General features: G+C 30.4%; 18 protein-coding genes. 7 read left to right on the plus strand and 11 right to left on the minus strand.

All coding sequences use genetic code 11. The features are described 5' to 3' along the window. Positions 1-2: 2 nt before the first annotated feature. Both AC8IG9_RS01855 and AC8IG9_RS01860 read right to left on the minus strand, forming a co-directional pair. Positions 3-839 (minus strand): 23S rRNA (adenine(2030)-N(6))-methyltransferase RlmJ, encoded by an 837-nt coding sequence (locus AC8IG9_RS01855; protein ID WP_507425125.1) that lies wholly within the window; start codon positions 837-839, stop codon positions 3-5. 1 nt (position 840) lies between these two features. Beyond that, positions 841-1236 (minus strand): HIT domain-containing protein, encoded by a 396-nt coding sequence (locus tag AC8IG9_RS01860; RefSeq protein WP_507425126.1) that lies wholly within the window; start codon positions 1234-1236, stop codon positions 841-843. Positions 1237-1263: 27 nt separating this feature from the next. Here AC8IG9_RS01860 and AC8IG9_RS01865 point away from each other — a divergent pair, with 27 nt between their 5' ends. The 5 genes from AC8IG9_RS01865 (at position 1264) to AC8IG9_RS01885 (ending at position 4474) form a co-directional block, all read left to right on the plus strand. Further along, entirely contained in the window at positions 1264-1590 is a 327-nt protein-coding gene (locus AC8IG9_RS01865; protein WP_507425127.1) for a nucleotide pyrophosphohydrolase, read from the plus strand. Continuing rightward, positions 1587-2024, plus strand: coding sequence for a DUF192 domain-containing protein (locus tag AC8IG9_RS01870; protein WP_507425128.1), 438 nt, complete (start codon positions 1587-1589; stop codon positions 2022-2024). Before AC8IG9_RS01865 ends, AC8IG9_RS01870 begins: the two co-directional genes overlap by 4 nt. Positions 2025-2066: 42 nt before the next feature. Next, positions 2067-3572: an MmgE/PrpD family protein gene (locus AC8IG9_RS01875; RefSeq protein ID WP_507425129.1), complete on the plus strand. Its 1506-nt coding sequence runs from the start codon at positions 2067-2069 to the stop codon at positions 3570-3572. Then, a complete protein-coding gene (locus AC8IG9_RS01880) occupies positions 3573-4076 on the plus strand; it encodes a phospholipase D family nuclease (protein WP_507425130.1) in 504 nt (167 codons plus the stop codon). Between the two features lie 170 nt (positions 4077-4246). After that, complete coding sequence (locus tag AC8IG9_RS01885; RefSeq protein ID WP_507425131.1) at positions 4247-4474, plus strand: DUF2798 domain-containing protein; 228 nt, start codon at positions 4247-4249, stop codon at positions 4472-4474. Here AC8IG9_RS01885 and rlmN read toward each other — a convergent pair. Together rlmN and AC8IG9_RS01895 are read right to left on the minus strand one after the other, a co-directional pair. Further along, the gene (rlmN, locus tag AC8IG9_RS01890; protein ID WP_507425132.1) at positions 4461-5552 is read right to left on the minus strand and encodes a dual-specificity RNA methyltransferase RlmN; all 1092 of its coding nucleotides are present in this window, start codon (positions 5550-5552) and stop codon (positions 4461-4463) included. The two genes, AC8IG9_RS01885 and rlmN, sit on opposite strands and share 14 nt — an antisense overlap. 39 nt (positions 5553-5591) lie before the next feature. After that, positions 5592-6707, minus strand: coding sequence for an MBL fold metallo-hydrolase (locus AC8IG9_RS01895; protein ID WP_507425133.1), 1116 nt, complete (start codon positions 6705-6707; stop codon positions 5592-5594). A gap of 66 nt (positions 6708-6773) precedes the next feature. Between AC8IG9_RS01895 and AC8IG9_RS01900 the strand changes: the two genes are divergently transcribed. Continuing rightward, a complete protein-coding gene (locus tag AC8IG9_RS01900; protein ID WP_507425134.1) occupies positions 6774-7718 on the plus strand; it encodes a 2-hydroxyacid dehydrogenase in 945 nt (314 codons plus the stop codon). 17 nt (positions 7719-7735) lie between these two features. Here the strand turns inward: AC8IG9_RS01900 and AC8IG9_RS01905 are convergent, their stop codons facing one another. From AC8IG9_RS01905 to AC8IG9_RS01915, 3 genes are all read right to left on the minus strand, one after another. Then, on the minus strand, positions 7736-8509 hold the full coding sequence (locus tag AC8IG9_RS01905; RefSeq protein WP_507425135.1) for an LOG family protein: 774 nt from the start codon (positions 8507-8509) through the stop codon (positions 7736-7738). A gap of 19 nt (positions 8510-8528) precedes the next feature. Further along, positions 8529-8837: a DUF1476 domain-containing protein gene (locus tag AC8IG9_RS01910; protein ID WP_507425136.1), complete on the minus strand. Its 309-nt coding sequence runs from the start codon at positions 8835-8837 to the stop codon at positions 8529-8531. Between the two features lie 201 nt (positions 8838-9038). After that, entirely contained in the window at positions 9039-9299 is a 261-nt protein-coding gene (locus AC8IG9_RS01915) for a hypothetical protein (RefSeq protein ID WP_507425137.1), read from the minus strand. Positions 9300-9470: 171 nt separating this feature from the next. Here AC8IG9_RS01915 and AC8IG9_RS01920 point away from each other — a divergent pair, with 171 nt between their 5' ends. After that, positions 9471-10772 (plus strand): O-acetylhomoserine aminocarboxypropyltransferase/cysteine synthase family protein, encoded by a 1302-nt coding sequence (locus AC8IG9_RS01920; protein ID WP_507425138.1) that lies wholly within the window; start codon positions 9471-9473, stop codon positions 10770-10772. A 16-nt stretch (positions 10773-10788) separates the two neighbouring features. On the opposite strand, the gene lptB is transcribed toward AC8IG9_RS01920, so the two are convergent. From lptB to AC8IG9_RS01940, 4 genes are read right to left on the minus strand one after another with little or no spacing between them, the layout of a single operon-like run. After that, complete coding sequence (lptB, locus tag AC8IG9_RS01925) at positions 10789-11658, minus strand: LPS export ABC transporter ATP-binding protein (RefSeq protein WP_507425139.1); 870 nt, start codon at positions 11656-11658, stop codon at positions 10789-10791. Further along, positions 11648-12268, minus strand: a complete 621-nt coding sequence (gene lptC, locus AC8IG9_RS01930) for an LPS export ABC transporter periplasmic protein LptC (RefSeq protein WP_507425140.1) — start codon at positions 12266-12268, stop codon at positions 11648-11650. The genes lptB and lptC overlap by 11 nt, the downstream gene beginning before the upstream one ends. After that, complete coding sequence (locus tag AC8IG9_RS01935) at positions 12268-13227, minus strand: KpsF/GutQ family sugar-phosphate isomerase (protein ID WP_507425141.1); 960 nt, start codon at positions 13225-13227, stop codon at positions 12268-12270. The genes lptC and AC8IG9_RS01935 overlap by 1 nt, the downstream gene beginning before the upstream one ends. Continuing rightward, positions 13228-13839, minus strand: coding sequence for a ribonuclease D (locus AC8IG9_RS01940; protein WP_507425142.1), 612 nt, complete (start codon positions 13837-13839; stop codon positions 13228-13230). Between the last annotated feature and the right edge of the window lie 8 nt (positions 13840-13847).

Raw genomic sequence — 13847 nt, forward strand, 5'->3', positions numbered from 1 at the left:
TATTACTGAACCCAATTATTAAATTTTAGTTCACTTTCAGTTTCAGATTTTTTTAGGTTATTAAATAAAAGATCCAAGGATGGACTTATATCTTTTACAATTGAGTATGGAGTATTGATAATAAACAAACCGCTACCTTGCATTCCTTTATTTGTTTTATCAGTTATCATTTCAATATGAGTAAGATTTTTAAATTTAAGTTCTAAAAAATTTTTAACAAAACCTTCTGATTTTTTATTTTTTAAAACAGGATACCAAACAATATAAATACCAAGAGGAAATTTTTTATAACATGAAGAAACTAATTTTGTGACTTTGTCATATTCGTCCTTAAGTTCATAAGAAGGATCAATAAGTATAACTGCTCTTTTTTCTTTCGGAGGAATTATTTTTATTAATTTTTGGTAACAGTCTTCTTTTTCAATTGTAATTCTTAAATCATCTTTAAAATTGTTATTAAGATTTAAAAATTCATTAGAATGCAATTCAAAAAAATGAAGTCTATCATTTTGTCTTAAACTTTGTGCCGCAAGCCAGCTTGATCCTGGGTATACTTCAATTTTAGAATTAGGATTTAGAATTTTTATTAAATCGAGATAATTTTTGAGAAAAATTTCATCATTTATAAGTTTAAATATTTTTGTTATACCCAAAAGATATTCTTTATTCTTTTGCATATAAGGATCAGAAATTAAATATTTTCCAGCTCCAGCATGAGCGTCAACAAATAAAAAGTTTTTATCTTTTTTCTTTAAATAATCTAAAACGTACAGAAGTATAAAATGCTTTATAACATCAGCAGCATTTCCTGCATGAAATCCATGCCTGTAGCTCAGCATATTAAATAAGTTTTTGTAATTTTTTTATAGTCTCAGCTAATTTTTTTTTTTTATAAGGCTTTGCTTTAGTAACCCAAACAGGAAGAGGCCAAGTACTATCTTTTTTATTTCTTGCAATAACATGAATGTGCAATTGCGGAATAATATTGCCAACTTTTTCAACATTTAAATTGTAAGCATTAAAACTTTTTTTCATTATTCTGCTGCAGTAATCGATCTCTGACATAAGTTTCATTTGATCTTTTTTATTTAGATCTAATATTTGTCTAGCACCTTTTCTTTTTGGGATAAGAATGATCCATGGAAACTTAGCGTTATCCATTAATCGAATAGTGCACAGGTCTAAATCAGCAATAGAATGAGTAGTTTTCAAAAATTTTTTGTGTAATTTAATCATTTAATTAAGTTAAATAGCTATTTTACGATGGATTTAAAGAAAATTAGTAAAAAGATTAAAAGCTTTGTTAAAGCAAGGGATTGGGATCAATTTCATTCTCCTAAAAATTTATCCATGGCATTATCTGTTGAAGCTTCAGAACTTGTAGAGATTTTTCAATGGCTAAAAGAAAGTGATTTAAAAAAAGTTGATAAACAAAAAGTAGCAGATGAAATTGCTGATATTTTTTTTTATTTAGTAAGAATTTCTCAAAAAATGAATATTGATATTGAAAAAAGTTTTTACACAAAGTTAAAGAAGAATGTTATAAAATACCCTGTATCTTTATCTAAGGGAAATAGTAAAAAAAGATGATAAAAGAATTTATAAAAGTTCTAATTTTTATTTTTTTATTCACAAATCATTCGGTTGCACAATTAGCATTATCAAAAGTTAAAATTGAAATTGGTTCAAAAACTTTAATCGCAGAAATTGCAGAAACAGACGAAGAGCAAGAAGAAGGATTAATGCATCGAGATACTTTAGGAAAAGATCAGGGAATGTTATTTTTGTTCGAAGAAGGATCGACTCCATGCTTTTGGATGAAAGATACAAAAATTCCTTTATCAATTGCTTTTATTAATAAAGACAACATGATTGTTAAAATAGAAGATATGCAACCTTTAACAGAAAAAGAACATTGTTCGGGAAGTCCCGTTGTTCTTGCCTTAGAAGTTAATCAAGGCTGGTTTAAAGATAACAATATTAAAGCAGGGGATAAAGTTTTAAGTATTAAAAGAATTAATTAACAATATTGTTATTTAATACTTTAAACATTATAAGAAATTATCTTGAAAGAATTTAAAGTTAAAGTTTACCCATCAAAAATAAATTTACCAAAAGAAGAACAACTTGCTTACAGAATAGCAAAAGTTGCAAATGATAATGCGCCACTCGATGAAAAAGCTGTCGACATGGTTATTAATAGAATTATTGATAACGCCTCTGTCGCAATAGCTTCCTTTTCAAGACAAGCCGTTGTAACTGCAAGAGAAATGGCATTAGCACATCCAAGAGCAAATGGTGCTACAGTTTTTGGAATTGATTCTAAAAAAAAATTTGATTGTGAATGGGCAGCATGGGCTAATGGCACTGCAGTTAGAGAGTTAGATTTTCACGATACTTTTTTAGCAGCAGATTACAGTCATCCAGGAGATAATATTCCAGCTATTTTAGCAGTCGCTCAACAAAAAGAATTAAATGGGATGGATTTAATTCGAGGAATTTTAACGGGTTATGAAATACAGGTCAATTTAGTAAAAGGAATTTGTCTACACGAACATAAAATTGATCATATCGCTCATTTAGGACCAAGTGTTGCAGCAGGATTAGGATCTTTATTAAAATTAGATACTGAAACTATTTATCAAGCTGTTCAACAAGCCTTACACACAACCATATCAACTCGACAATCTAGAAAAGGAGATATTTCTAGCTGGAAAGCATTTGCTCCTGCACATGCTGGAAAACTTGCTATAGAAGCGGTTGATCGCTGCATGAGAGGTGAAAGAGCTCCCAACCCAATTTACGAAGGAGAAGATAGTGTTATTGCTAGAATTTTATCAGGACCCGACGCTGAATATATCGTTCCGCTTTCAGATAGAGGCGAATCCAAAAAAGTAATTTTAGAAACTTATACAAAAGAACATTCAGCAGAATACCAAGCTCAAGCTTTAATAGATTTAGCGCGTGATATGAGAACAAAGATTAAAGATTTTTCTAAAATAAAGAGTATTGAAATTCACACATCTCATCATACGCATTACGTTATTGGCACAGGCGCTAATGATCCGCAAAAGATGGATCCAAATGCAAGCAGAGAAACATTAGATCATTCTATTATGTATATTTTTGCAGTCGCTCTAGAAGATGGAAAATGGCATCACGAAGATTCTTATACTCCGCAAAGAGCAAAGAAAGAAAGCACAGTTACGCTTTGGAAAAAAATAACAACATTTGAAGACAAAGAGTGGACTAAAAAATATCACGATAAAGATCCTAAAAAGAAATGTTTTGGAGGAAGAGTAATCATTAAGATGAATGACGGTAGTAAAATTGAAGATGAATTGGGAATTGCAGATGCAAATCCTTGGGGTAAACGTCCTTTTGAAAGAAAGAATTACATAGAAAAATTTAAAACTCTAACTAAAGGTATTATTTCAGAATCTGAGTCAGCAAGATTTTTGCAAGCTGTTCAGAATTTGAGAAATCTTAAAAACAAAGAGTTAGATCAATTAAATATTGAAGTTGTTGAAAAGATTCAAAGCGTTACTCGAAAAAAATCTGCAATATTTTAAATGAAAAAAATAATTTTTGTTTTTTTTATTTTATTATCAAAACCTCTTTTAGCTTCCGAACTGGTTACTTGTTTTACTCCAGATGAAAATTGTACTGATTTAATTGTAAAACAAATTAATCAAGCAAAGACATCTGTTTATGTTCAGGCATACGGCCTTACTAGCAAACCAATAATAGAAGCTATTGCTAATGCCAAATCTCGTGGCCTCGAAATTAAAATGATTCTTGATAAAGTGAATGAAACAAAACAGGGGGATGGAGCTAGATATTTAACCGCTAAAGATATTGAGATATTAATAGATAGCAAAGTTGCTATTGCTCACAATAAAGTGATGGTTATTGATGGGAAGAATATTATTACAGGCAGTTTTAATTTTACAAAATCAGCACAAGATAGAAACGCAGAAAATGTTTTAATTATTTTAGATGATCCAATAATTGCTAAAAAATATATTGCTAATTGGGAAAAACGAGCTGCAGTATCTAGAAATATTAAAGAATAAAATTTTATAATAATTTATTAATCTTTTTTCTATTATATTTTTTTTTATTTTTAATAACTCTTTTTTTAAATTTTGGAGTGCGTAATGCTTTGGCAACAGGGTTTCTCTTCATAATGAAATTGACAATTATAACAGATTCTCTATTAAACTAATTCTAACTAGATATTATCGTGAAAATAAATAAGAAATTTGAACCCTACATCTTTACTGTGATTATGGCTTTTGGCATGAGTTTTATGATGTCTTTTGTTATTTCACTAATGAATCTGGGATTTGTAGATAATTTTTTTTCAATTTGGATTAAATCTTGGGTGCCAGCCTTTTTCATTGCTCTTATCCCGGCTTTTTTTATGGGGAAAATTGCAAGGATTGTTCTAAATCGAGTTATTGATAGGTAGTTTTTTTTCTCTCACTCTCGGTTCTAAGTTGACCGCATGCTCCAAGAATATCTTGTCCTCTAGATCTTCGAATAGTTGAAACATAACCAGCATCTTGAATAATTTTAGAAAATTTTTCCATATCGTTTCTTTCTGTTGGTAAATAATTAACTCCAGGCCAAGGATTAAATTCAATTAAATTAACCTTACATGGGAATTGAGCCATAATTTTTGTAAGTTGTTTAGCGCAAGTTTCAGAATCATTAATTCCTCTTAGCATCACATACTCTAAGGTAATTTTTTCTTTAGTAATTTTAGCATAATCTTTACACTGCTTTATTAGATCTTTAATTTTAAATTTTTTATTAATAGGCATAATTAATTCACGTATCTCATCAGTGGGCGCATGTAGTGATAAAGCAAGATACGTTCCGATTTCTTTTGCAGCTAAACTAATTTTGTCAGCAATCCCAGCCGTTGAAACAGTAATTTTTTTCTTTCCATAATTAAGACCATCTTTGTCATTTAAAATTTCAACTGCAATTTTTACATTATCGTAATTATAAAAAGGTTCCCCCATTCCCATTAATACAATGTTGGTAATTTTTTTCTGTTCTTGCCAATCATTAAGCTGCTCTTTAGCAACCATCACTTGGTTAATTATTTCAGAAAAATTTAAATTTTTAACTAATCTCTGTGTTCCGGTATGACAAAATCTACAGTTAAGAGTGCAGCCTACCTGTGAAGAAATACATAAAGTACCTCTTGTTTTTTCAGGAATAAAAACACATTCGACTTCATTGGTGTCATGCAATTGAATAAGCCACTTAATCGTTCCATCGTTTGATTTTTGTGTTTTGATAATTTTTGGTTTTTGTAATGATATTAAACTGTTTAATTGGGAACGAAGTTCGATTGGAAAATTTGATAAATTATTAATCTCTATTAATCCTTTTTTATATATTGATTGCCATAATTGTTTTGCTCGCATCGATATTTTTTTCTCTTCTATATTGAGATCTTTAGATAAGAATTGTTTTAGATCTTGATAGTTGAAATCGAAAAAATTTTTTTGTTTTTTTTCTAAAGATAAACTCATGAAATAGATTTGTTGATGAATTTTTGTAAAATATTTAACTTAAATTTCTTTTATCAACTTAGTTTCCCCAATTTTAAAGACAACAGCATCCTTTTCATCATAACCAAAATTTCTAGCATTTTCTTTAAATTTTATAGGAGGTTCAAAAGGATCTTCTAAAGACATCACAATAGTTCCCCAGTGTGTACCGATAATTTTTCTAGCTCTTAAATTTCTGCCAATTTCAAGGGCTTCCTCAGGCGAAGCATGTGAGTACTTCATAATATCCTTAGGTTGGTAAGCACCAATATTTATAAAGGCGATATCTACAGCACCATATTCTCTGCCAATTTTTTTATAAACTTCACCCATTGCAGTGTCACAACAGAACAATAATTTTCTTCCACGATATTCTATTAAAAAACTTCCCCACAATGTTTTGTTGCGATCAAATAATTGACGTTTTGACCAATGAATTGCAGGTAGTAATGTAATTTTAACTCCGTCAAAATAAACATTTTTGTTCCAATCTAATTCTGTCACGTCCTTAAATCCAAACTCTTTATAAAAACTTCCAAGTTTTAAAGGAACAACAACTTTTGCTTTTTTAAATGGAAAATTCTTTGTCGTATCGGAATCTAAGTGATCATAATGATTGTGAGTTGTTAGAACCAAATCTATTTTTGGTAGCTTTGACAGAGGGATTCCTGGATCAACGTATCTTCTAGGACCCAGTTCTACTGGACCTGCGTTAGGAGAAAAGAAAGGATCTGTAATTATAGTTTTGTCACCAATTCTAATTAAAAAAGTTGCATGTCCAATCCATGTAATCGTATCTTCGTTTGTAAGAGCATTCAGCTGAGCAATAGCTTCTTCTTTTTTTATTACATGGTCTTTAGGAATATTTACTTTTATAGCCATTCTTTCTTTAGTGAATTTAATCCATGGAAAGTCATAATCTTCACGTTCAATACTTCCCTCAGGGTTTCTAAAAGTGCCATCAGGCAAGTGATGAAAAGGTCTGATATATTCTTCCTCACGTCTTGAATCCACGGAAGTTTGACTCCTGTTTTGAACTGAAGATGAGGTACAACTTGCAAGCACAATCAAGAATAGAGATAAAGTTTTATCTTTAATCGTTCTAAAAAAATTTCTTTTATTTTTAAAAGCGTTCATTAATTTTAATTTTTTAAATTAATTTTATGTTATTTTGATGTCAATTATATTACATAAATATTTTTAATGAAACCAATTGTTCCTTTTATATCAACTCTTCCCAAGCAGCAGATTAAGCATTGGATTAAAGCTTTATCTAAAAAGATGCCAAAGGAAAAAATTGTAAATTTTTCAGAAGTTAAAAAATCTGAGTATAAAAATATTAAACTTGCAATTGTTGCAAATCCAAAACCAGAAGACGTAAATAAACTTGACAAATTAGTGTGGATTCAGAGTATTTGGGCTGGCGTTGAAAGATTAGTCACCAGATTTGATGATGATCAAATTAAGATTGTTCGATTAATAGATCCGGAGATGAGTAGAACAATGTCAGAAGCTGTACTGTCTTGGGTTTTATACTTACATCGCGATATGCCTTTTTATAAAGCTCAACAAAATAAAAGTATTTGGAAAGAAAATATTTACATTAAGCCCTCACATAAAACTGTTGGCTTTTTAGGATTAGGACAATTAGGAAAATCATCAGTTTTAAAAATATTAAATAATGGATTTAATGTTTGCGGCTGGAGTAGGACAAAAAAAAATATAAAAAAAATTAAATGTTTTGCAGGTGAACAAGGTTTAAAAAAAATGTTAAAAATGACAGATATTTTAGTCTGTTTAATTCCCTTAACTAAAAAAACCAAATATTTACTAAACTATAAAAAATTATCTTATTTAAAAAAAGGAGCTTCAATTATTAATTTTGCAAGAGGCCCGATAATAAAAACTATCGATCTGGTGAAACATTTAAATTCAGGAAACATTAAACATGCTGTGCTTGATGTTTTTGAAAAGGAACCACTACCTAAAGAACATGTTTTGTGGAAGCACCCTAGAGTTACTCTTCTTCCCCATATTTCTGCTAATACAGATTATGAGACTGCAACTTTAATCGTTGCTAACAATATTAAAAATTATCGACGATTTGGAAAAATTCCAAAATTTATAGATTCGTTAAAAGGATATTAATTATATTTTTTTAAACTTTAAATATTGTGAATAGCAGGATTATCTAGGCACTTTTCTTTTAAGATGCAGGATATAAAAATAAAAGCTTGATCAATGTAATCAGTAATTAGAAAAAGATTTAAATCTTCTTTATCAATCATTTTTTTCTCATAAAAATAATTAAAATTAACTGCGCTGTTCCAATATTTTTTACCAATCAAAACAATAGGCATCGGCGTTTGAATTCGACCAGTTTGTTTTAATGTTAATACCTCACTTAATTCATCTAAGGTGCCATATCCACCTGGAAACATAATGGTTGCTTTTGCAAGAAAGGTTAAAAAAAATTTTCTCATAAAGAAATAATGAAACTGAAAACTTAAATCTGGAGTTATATATTCGTTATTTTTTTGCTCTACAGGTAACTTAATGCCAAAACCTATACTTTTGCCCTTAGCTTCTATAGCACCGCGATTTGCAGCTTCCATTATCCCAGGACCGCCTCCCGTTGAAACTACAAAACGATTATGCTCTTTTGAAAATTCTTCTGCCCACTTTGTAAATTTAAAAGATAAAGCTCTTGCTTGTTCATAGTATTCTGAATTCTCACGATCTACATCAGTTACATTATTACTTTTGTTATCTTTCGACATTGATCTTGCACTGCCAAAAAAAGTAATAGTGTCCATTATTTTGTGCTGACCGAGAATAGATTTAACTCTCTCGTATTCTGATAGAATTCTTATGGATCTTCCTTCTGGACTTTCTAAAAAAGTTTTATCATTAAATGCCGCTTGGAGATTTCGTTCCATTTAAAACTTAAGTTTTTGGTTATTGTATTTCTTTTCTAGCAATATCCAAAAACTCAGACATCTTTAGTCTAATTTCTTTATCCTGAATATTTTTTCCTTCTAAATCTTTTTTTATTTTTCTAAAAACGTCATCATCACCAGCTTCTTCAAAGTCAGCTTTAATGACTTCATTTATATAATTTTTTTGTAGCTCTTCATTAAACCCTAGGATTTGAGAAGCCCAATTAGCTAAAAGTTTATTTCGTTTCGAGTTAATCTTAAATTGAACTTCTTGTTCGTTTATAAATTTTCTTTCAAATCTTTTTTCTCTGTCGTCAAAATTTGTCATAATATTAACTATAAGCTTAATTTAAGACTGAATAAAGAGACAACTGTTTTTGCTATATTAATTTCACGAAATCTATTAAAAGTACGACAAACCAACAGTAAATTATAATGCCAATTATTATAGCTTTATTAGTCGTTATTATCGTACTTTTAATCTTACTTTATATTAAGAAAAAATAGCTCTAAATAATTTTAGATAAAATTATCTTTTAGATTTTTCTTCTCTTTTTCCTTTATTGGCTTCCCAATAAGCTTTTCGCTCTTCGGCAGTTAACGTACCATCTTTGTTAGCATCCATTTTATTAAATAACTCTTCTTGTTTTTTTAAAAATTCAGCTTTAGTGATGGGTCCTTTAGTTTCCCAATACTTACCATCGCTTTTTGAATTTTTTTCATCAGCTTGAGCAAGCGTGAACGTTCCTAAAAATATAGTTGTTAGGATTATTTTAGTAATCGTTTTCATAAGTTACCCTTTGTTTGTTTGATGTCATCTTAAATAGTTTTAAGTCTTATTTGTGTCTTCGAATAATAGACTTGTAAAAATATTCTAATTAATCAGCTTTTTTGAGGATTGCAGTCGTCAAATTATTATATAGATTATCATAAATCTAAACATAAAACGAAAATCATAAAAATGACAACATCTAGCAAACATCCAGAAACAATAGGCTTACATGGAGGGGATTATAGAAGCGATCCAGCAACAACTTCTGTCGCAGTGCCAATTTATCAAACTACAAGTTATCAATTTAATAATACAGATCATGCAGCAAATTTATTTGCGCTAAAAGAATTTGGAAACATTTACACAAGGATCATGAACCCAACAGTGGATGTTCTTGAAAAAAGAATGGCTGCACTAGAGGGCGGAGTTGCGGCACTTGCGGTTGGTTCAGGACAAGCAGCGTCAGCATTTTGTGTACAAAACTTATGTAAAGCAGGAGACAACATAGTTGCATCTACTGACTTGTATGGAGGAACGGTAAATTTATTTAAAAATACTTTAAAAGATCAAGGTATCGAAGTTCGTTTTGCAGATCCTATTGATCCAAAAAATTTCGAAAAATTAACAGATGATAAGACTAGAGGTTATTATGGAGAGACTTGTCCAAATCCTTATCTGAGAATTTTCCCAATCAAAGAAGTTGCTGACATCGGAAAAAAATTTGGAATACCCTTAATAATGGATAACACCGCAGCACCAATTATTTGTAAGCCTTTAGAACATGGTGCGGCAATTGTTATGCATTCTTTAACTAAATTTATTGGTGGTCATGGAAATTCTATTGGCGGAGTCATAATAGACGGTGGCAATTTTAATTGGACAGAGAATAAAAAAAGACAACCATTCTATAACGAACCTGATCCTTCTTACGGCGGAGCTGTTTGGGGAGAAGTTGTTCCTCAGTTAACAGGAGCGAACATTCCATTTATTATAAGAGCACGGGTTGTTTTATTAAGAGATTTAGGTGCGCCATTATCTCCATTTAATGCTTGGCAAATTATTCAAGGATTAGAAACGCTAGCATTAAGAATGAAACAACATTGTTCAAACGCTGAAAAAGTAGTTTCTTTTTTAACCAAACACAGCAAAGTTCAAAAAGTTATTTATCCAAGTCTTTACGAAGGCGAAGTTGGAAAGCGTGCAAAAAAATACTTAAATGGTGGTTTTGGAGCGTTATGCGGTGTTGAATTAAAAGGCGGAGTTGAAGCGGGTAAAAAATTTATTAACTCTTTAAAACTTTTATACCATGTTGCAAATATTGGCGATGCAAGAAGTCTTGCTATTCATCCGGCATCCACAACGCATTCACAGCTTTCTCCAGAAGAGCAGTTAAAAGCGGGAGTGACGCCAGGATATGTAAGATTATCCGTGGGGATTGAACACCCCGATGATATTTTGGCTGATATAACGCAAGCTTTGGAAAAAGTTTAGTTTTTTTTAAATATATTTAAATTCTAAACTGCGAACCTAAATAAAGCTGTCTTGCTTTTTTATTTTCGATAATTTCATTTGGAGATCCTTCAGCTATAAGTTCGCCGCTGTTAAGGATGTAGGCTCTATCTACTATATCAAGTGTTTCTTTAACGTTGTGGTCAGTAATAAAAATGCTAATTCCCTTTTTTTTTAAATGTTTAAGCATTTCCTTAAGCTCTATTATCGCAATTGGATCTAATGCTGCAAAAGGTTCATCAAGTAACAATACTTTAGGTGAAGTTGTTAAGCACCTTGCTATCTCAACTCTTCTTGCTTCACCTCCAGATAAACTTAAGGCAGAAGCAGTTCTAAGATGTGCAATTTTAAATTCATTTAACAAATGTTCTACCAATTCATCTTCTTTATCTTTATCTTTGATTGCAACTTCAGCAACAGCCCTAATATTTTCTTCAACAGTTAATCCTCTAAAAATAGATCTTGATTGTGGGAGATAACTAATTCCTTCTTTTGCACGTATATGAATAGGCAATTCGTTAATTACTTTATTATTAAATATAACTTTTCCTTGAGTTGGATTTAAAATTCCAAGCACAATAGAAAACATTGTTGTTTTTCCAGCACCATTTGGTCCAAGCAGAGCAACAATTTCTTGAGGGTCTACTCGTACACTTACATTTTTAAGAATAACTCTTTGCTTAATTATTTTTGTTAGATTTGTAATTTCTAATGTAGATGGTTTTTTATTAAAATAAAAATCATCGGATATAAGTTTAAATACATTTTTATTTTTCTTATTGGTAGGAGATTTTGTATTATTCTCTTCTAAAATTTCTTCAGGAACGATATTCTCTCTAGGTAATACAAAAGGTTCTTTATTTTTCATTGCTTAGAGTACCTGTCACTTGTTTCCCTTTTTCATCCATTATGACTTCGGCAGTTTTCTTGAATGTATCAATTATTATCTTATCAGCGCGAACTTGACTAGTACGTCGTTTCTTTGTTTTTGGATCAATTTCATTATAATCACCAACAACATTACCAGTTACAAGTATATTATTTGCTTTAACAATATACTCTGCTTTGTTGGCAGTCACCACTCCATCCTTTTGTGTAATTTTTACATTTTGTTCGTATAAAATATCGTTAGTCGCTTTATTAAATAAACCTGTCTTACTAGTAATTTTTAAAATACCTCCATCTTTTAACAAAAAATCACTATCAACTTCTTTCAAACTAATTAAGTCCTGATTATTTTTATCGATAGTCGCCAGTTTTGCTCTTACGTTATATTGTTTGCCACCAGAGTCAGTTCCAATGTAGCTAATATTTTCAAAAACATTACTCTCAGCTCCTTCAGTGGGCTTAATATTTTTGGATACTAGTCTTAGTCTAAAAGCTTCAATTGCCGGATAAACAAAATATACTAAAAATATTATTCCAACCCCAATAGCTACAATTGTAAGCTGTCTTTTTCTAATAGCGCTGAGGTTCATTAAACTCCAAAACTAATAAGAGAATGTATGTGAATTAGTCCGTAGTTATTATTTTTTCCTTTAACAATAAGAGAAGTAATCTTTTTCTTATTCATTATGTCTAAAGCGGATCCTGCAAGCGTATCTTCAGAAATCATTTGTGGATTTTTTGTCATTACCTCTTTTGCAGTTTTTTCCAAAAAATGTTTTTTATGAATAGAACGCCTAATATCTCCATCTGTTATAATTCCCGTAACTTTTTTAGATTTATTTATAACAAGCACGCAGCCATAAGTTTTTTTTGTAATTTGAATAACAGCCTCTTTTACTGAAGCATTCTCTTTAACAAAAGGAACTTCAGAATTTTTAATCATAATATCTTTAACATTCGTGAGTTGCTTTCCCAAAGCACCAGACGGATGATATACAGCAAATTTTTCTTTGCTAAATTTATTTAATTTCATCAAAGTGATTGCAACACTATCACCCCAAGCAAGTAGCATTGAAGTAGAACTTGTTGGCACCATATCAAGACCTGCCTCTTTTACTTTTGGTAGCACAATCTTAATTGTGCTTGCATTAATTAAAGTTGAATTTTCTTTTGAGGCAACACCAATAATTGGCATTTTAAGTTTATGTGCATAATTTAAAATATTTTTTAATTCATCTGTATTACCTGAGTAGGACATAATTAAAAAACAATCTTGTTTTGGATTGCATGCGCCAAGATCTCCATGTGCAGCTTCAGAGGGGTGCAAATAAATTGATGGAATTCCAACAGAACTTAATGTTGCAGAAATTTTTCTTATAATATGTCCGGATTTTCCCATGCCAACACAAATTACTTTGCCTTTGCATTTTTGAATAAGGTCAATCGCTTTAATAAAATTACTATTATAAGATCTGGATAATTTTTTTAGTGCGTTAATTTCTTGAAAAATAACTTCTTTTGCGAATTTTATTTTTTGATTTTGAATCATTTAATGTGCAAAAATATCTTGGTTATTCCATCCAGCAAGATCTAGTGTTACTCGATGTTTTAAAAATTTAAAACAGTGCTCTGCTAATTCCATTCTGTTTTCCCTAATTAGAATTTTATCAAGTTCCTCTTTTATTTTATGTAAATATAAAACATCAGAAGCCGCATAATTTATTTGTTGTTCAGTCAAAGTTTCAGCGCCCCAATCTGAACTTTGCATTTGTTTTGACAGATCAATGTTCAAAAGTTCTTTACACAAATCTTTAAGACCATGCTTGTCTGTATAGGTTCTTCCAATTTTAGATGCAATTTTTGAACAATATACATTGTTAGTATCTGCTTTTAGATAGTAGTTTAAAACTGCAAGATCAAATCTTGCAAATTGAAAGATTTTTTTAATTTTATCGTCTTCTAAAATTTTTTTTAAATTATCTGCTTGGAAGTTTTTTCTGTTAATTTGAATTAAATGAACTTCCTCATTGCCGGAAGATATTTGCACCAGACAAAGAGGATCTCTTTTGTAATCAAGGCCCATGGTCTCAGTATCAACAGCAACAATTTTACCTAGGTTTAAATTGCTTGGTAGGTCGTTTTTGTGAATTTTGACTTTCATAATATTGT

The sequence above is a fragment of the Candidatus Allofontibacter sp. genome (assembly GCF_040404065.1).
GTDB lineage: Bacteria > Pseudomonadota > Alphaproteobacteria > Pelagibacterales > Pelagibacteraceae > Fontibacterium.

Coding starts and splice junctions, on each gene's coding strand:
- AC8IG9_RS01895 (WP_507425133.1), bottom strand. CDS start 6,707: ATGAACGCTTTTAAAAATAAAAGAAATTTTTTTAGAACGATTAAAGAT.
- AC8IG9_RS01940 (WP_507425142.1), bottom strand. CDS start 13,839: ATGAAAGTCAAAATTCACAAAAACGACCTACCAAGCAATTTAAACCTA.
- AC8IG9_RS01900 (WP_507425134.1), top strand. CDS start 6,774: ATGAAACCAATTGTTCCTTTTATATCAACTCTTCCCAAGCAGCAGATT.
- rlmN (WP_507425132.1), bottom strand. CDS start 5,552: ATGAGTTTATCTTTAGAAAAAAAACAAAAAAATTTTTTCGATTTCAAC.
- lptC (WP_507425140.1), bottom strand. CDS start 12,268: ATGAACCTCAGCGCTATTAGAAAAAGACAGCTTACAATTGTAGCTATT.
- AC8IG9_RS01870 (WP_507425128.1), top strand. CDS start 1,587: ATGATAAAAGAATTTATAAAAGTTCTAATTTTTATTTTTTTATTCACA.
- AC8IG9_RS01865 (WP_507425127.1), top strand. CDS start 1,264: ATGGATTTAAAGAAAATTAGTAAAAAGATTAAAAGCTTTGTTAAAGCA.
- AC8IG9_RS01910 (WP_507425136.1), bottom strand. CDS start 8,837: ATGACAAATTTTGACGACAGAGAAAAAAGATTTGAAAGAAAATTTATA.
- AC8IG9_RS01860 (WP_507425126.1), bottom strand. CDS start 1,236: ATGATTAAATTACACAAAAAATTTTTGAAAACTACTCATTCTATTGCT.
- AC8IG9_RS01880 (WP_507425130.1), top strand. CDS start 3,573: ATGAAAAAAATAATTTTTGTTTTTTTTATTTTATTATCAAAACCTCTT.
- lptB (WP_507425139.1), bottom strand. CDS start 11,658: ATGAAAAATAAAGAACCTTTTGTATTACCTAGAGAGAATATCGTTCCT.
- AC8IG9_RS01905 (WP_507425135.1), bottom strand. CDS start 8,509: ATGGAACGAAATCTCCAAGCGGCATTTAATGATAAAACTTTTTTAGAA.
- AC8IG9_RS01915 (WP_507425137.1), bottom strand. CDS start 9,299: ATGAAAACGATTACTAAAATAATCCTAACAACTATATTTTTAGGAACG.
- AC8IG9_RS01920 (WP_507425138.1), top strand. CDS start 9,471: ATGACAACATCTAGCAAACATCCAGAAACAATAGGCTTACATGGAGGG.
- AC8IG9_RS01855 (WP_507425125.1), bottom strand. CDS start 839: ATGCTGAGCTACAGGCATGGATTTCATGCAGGAAATGCTGCTGATGTT.
- AC8IG9_RS01935 (WP_507425141.1), bottom strand. CDS start 13,227: ATGATTCAAAATCAAAAAATAAAATTCGCAAAAGAAGTTATTTTTCAA.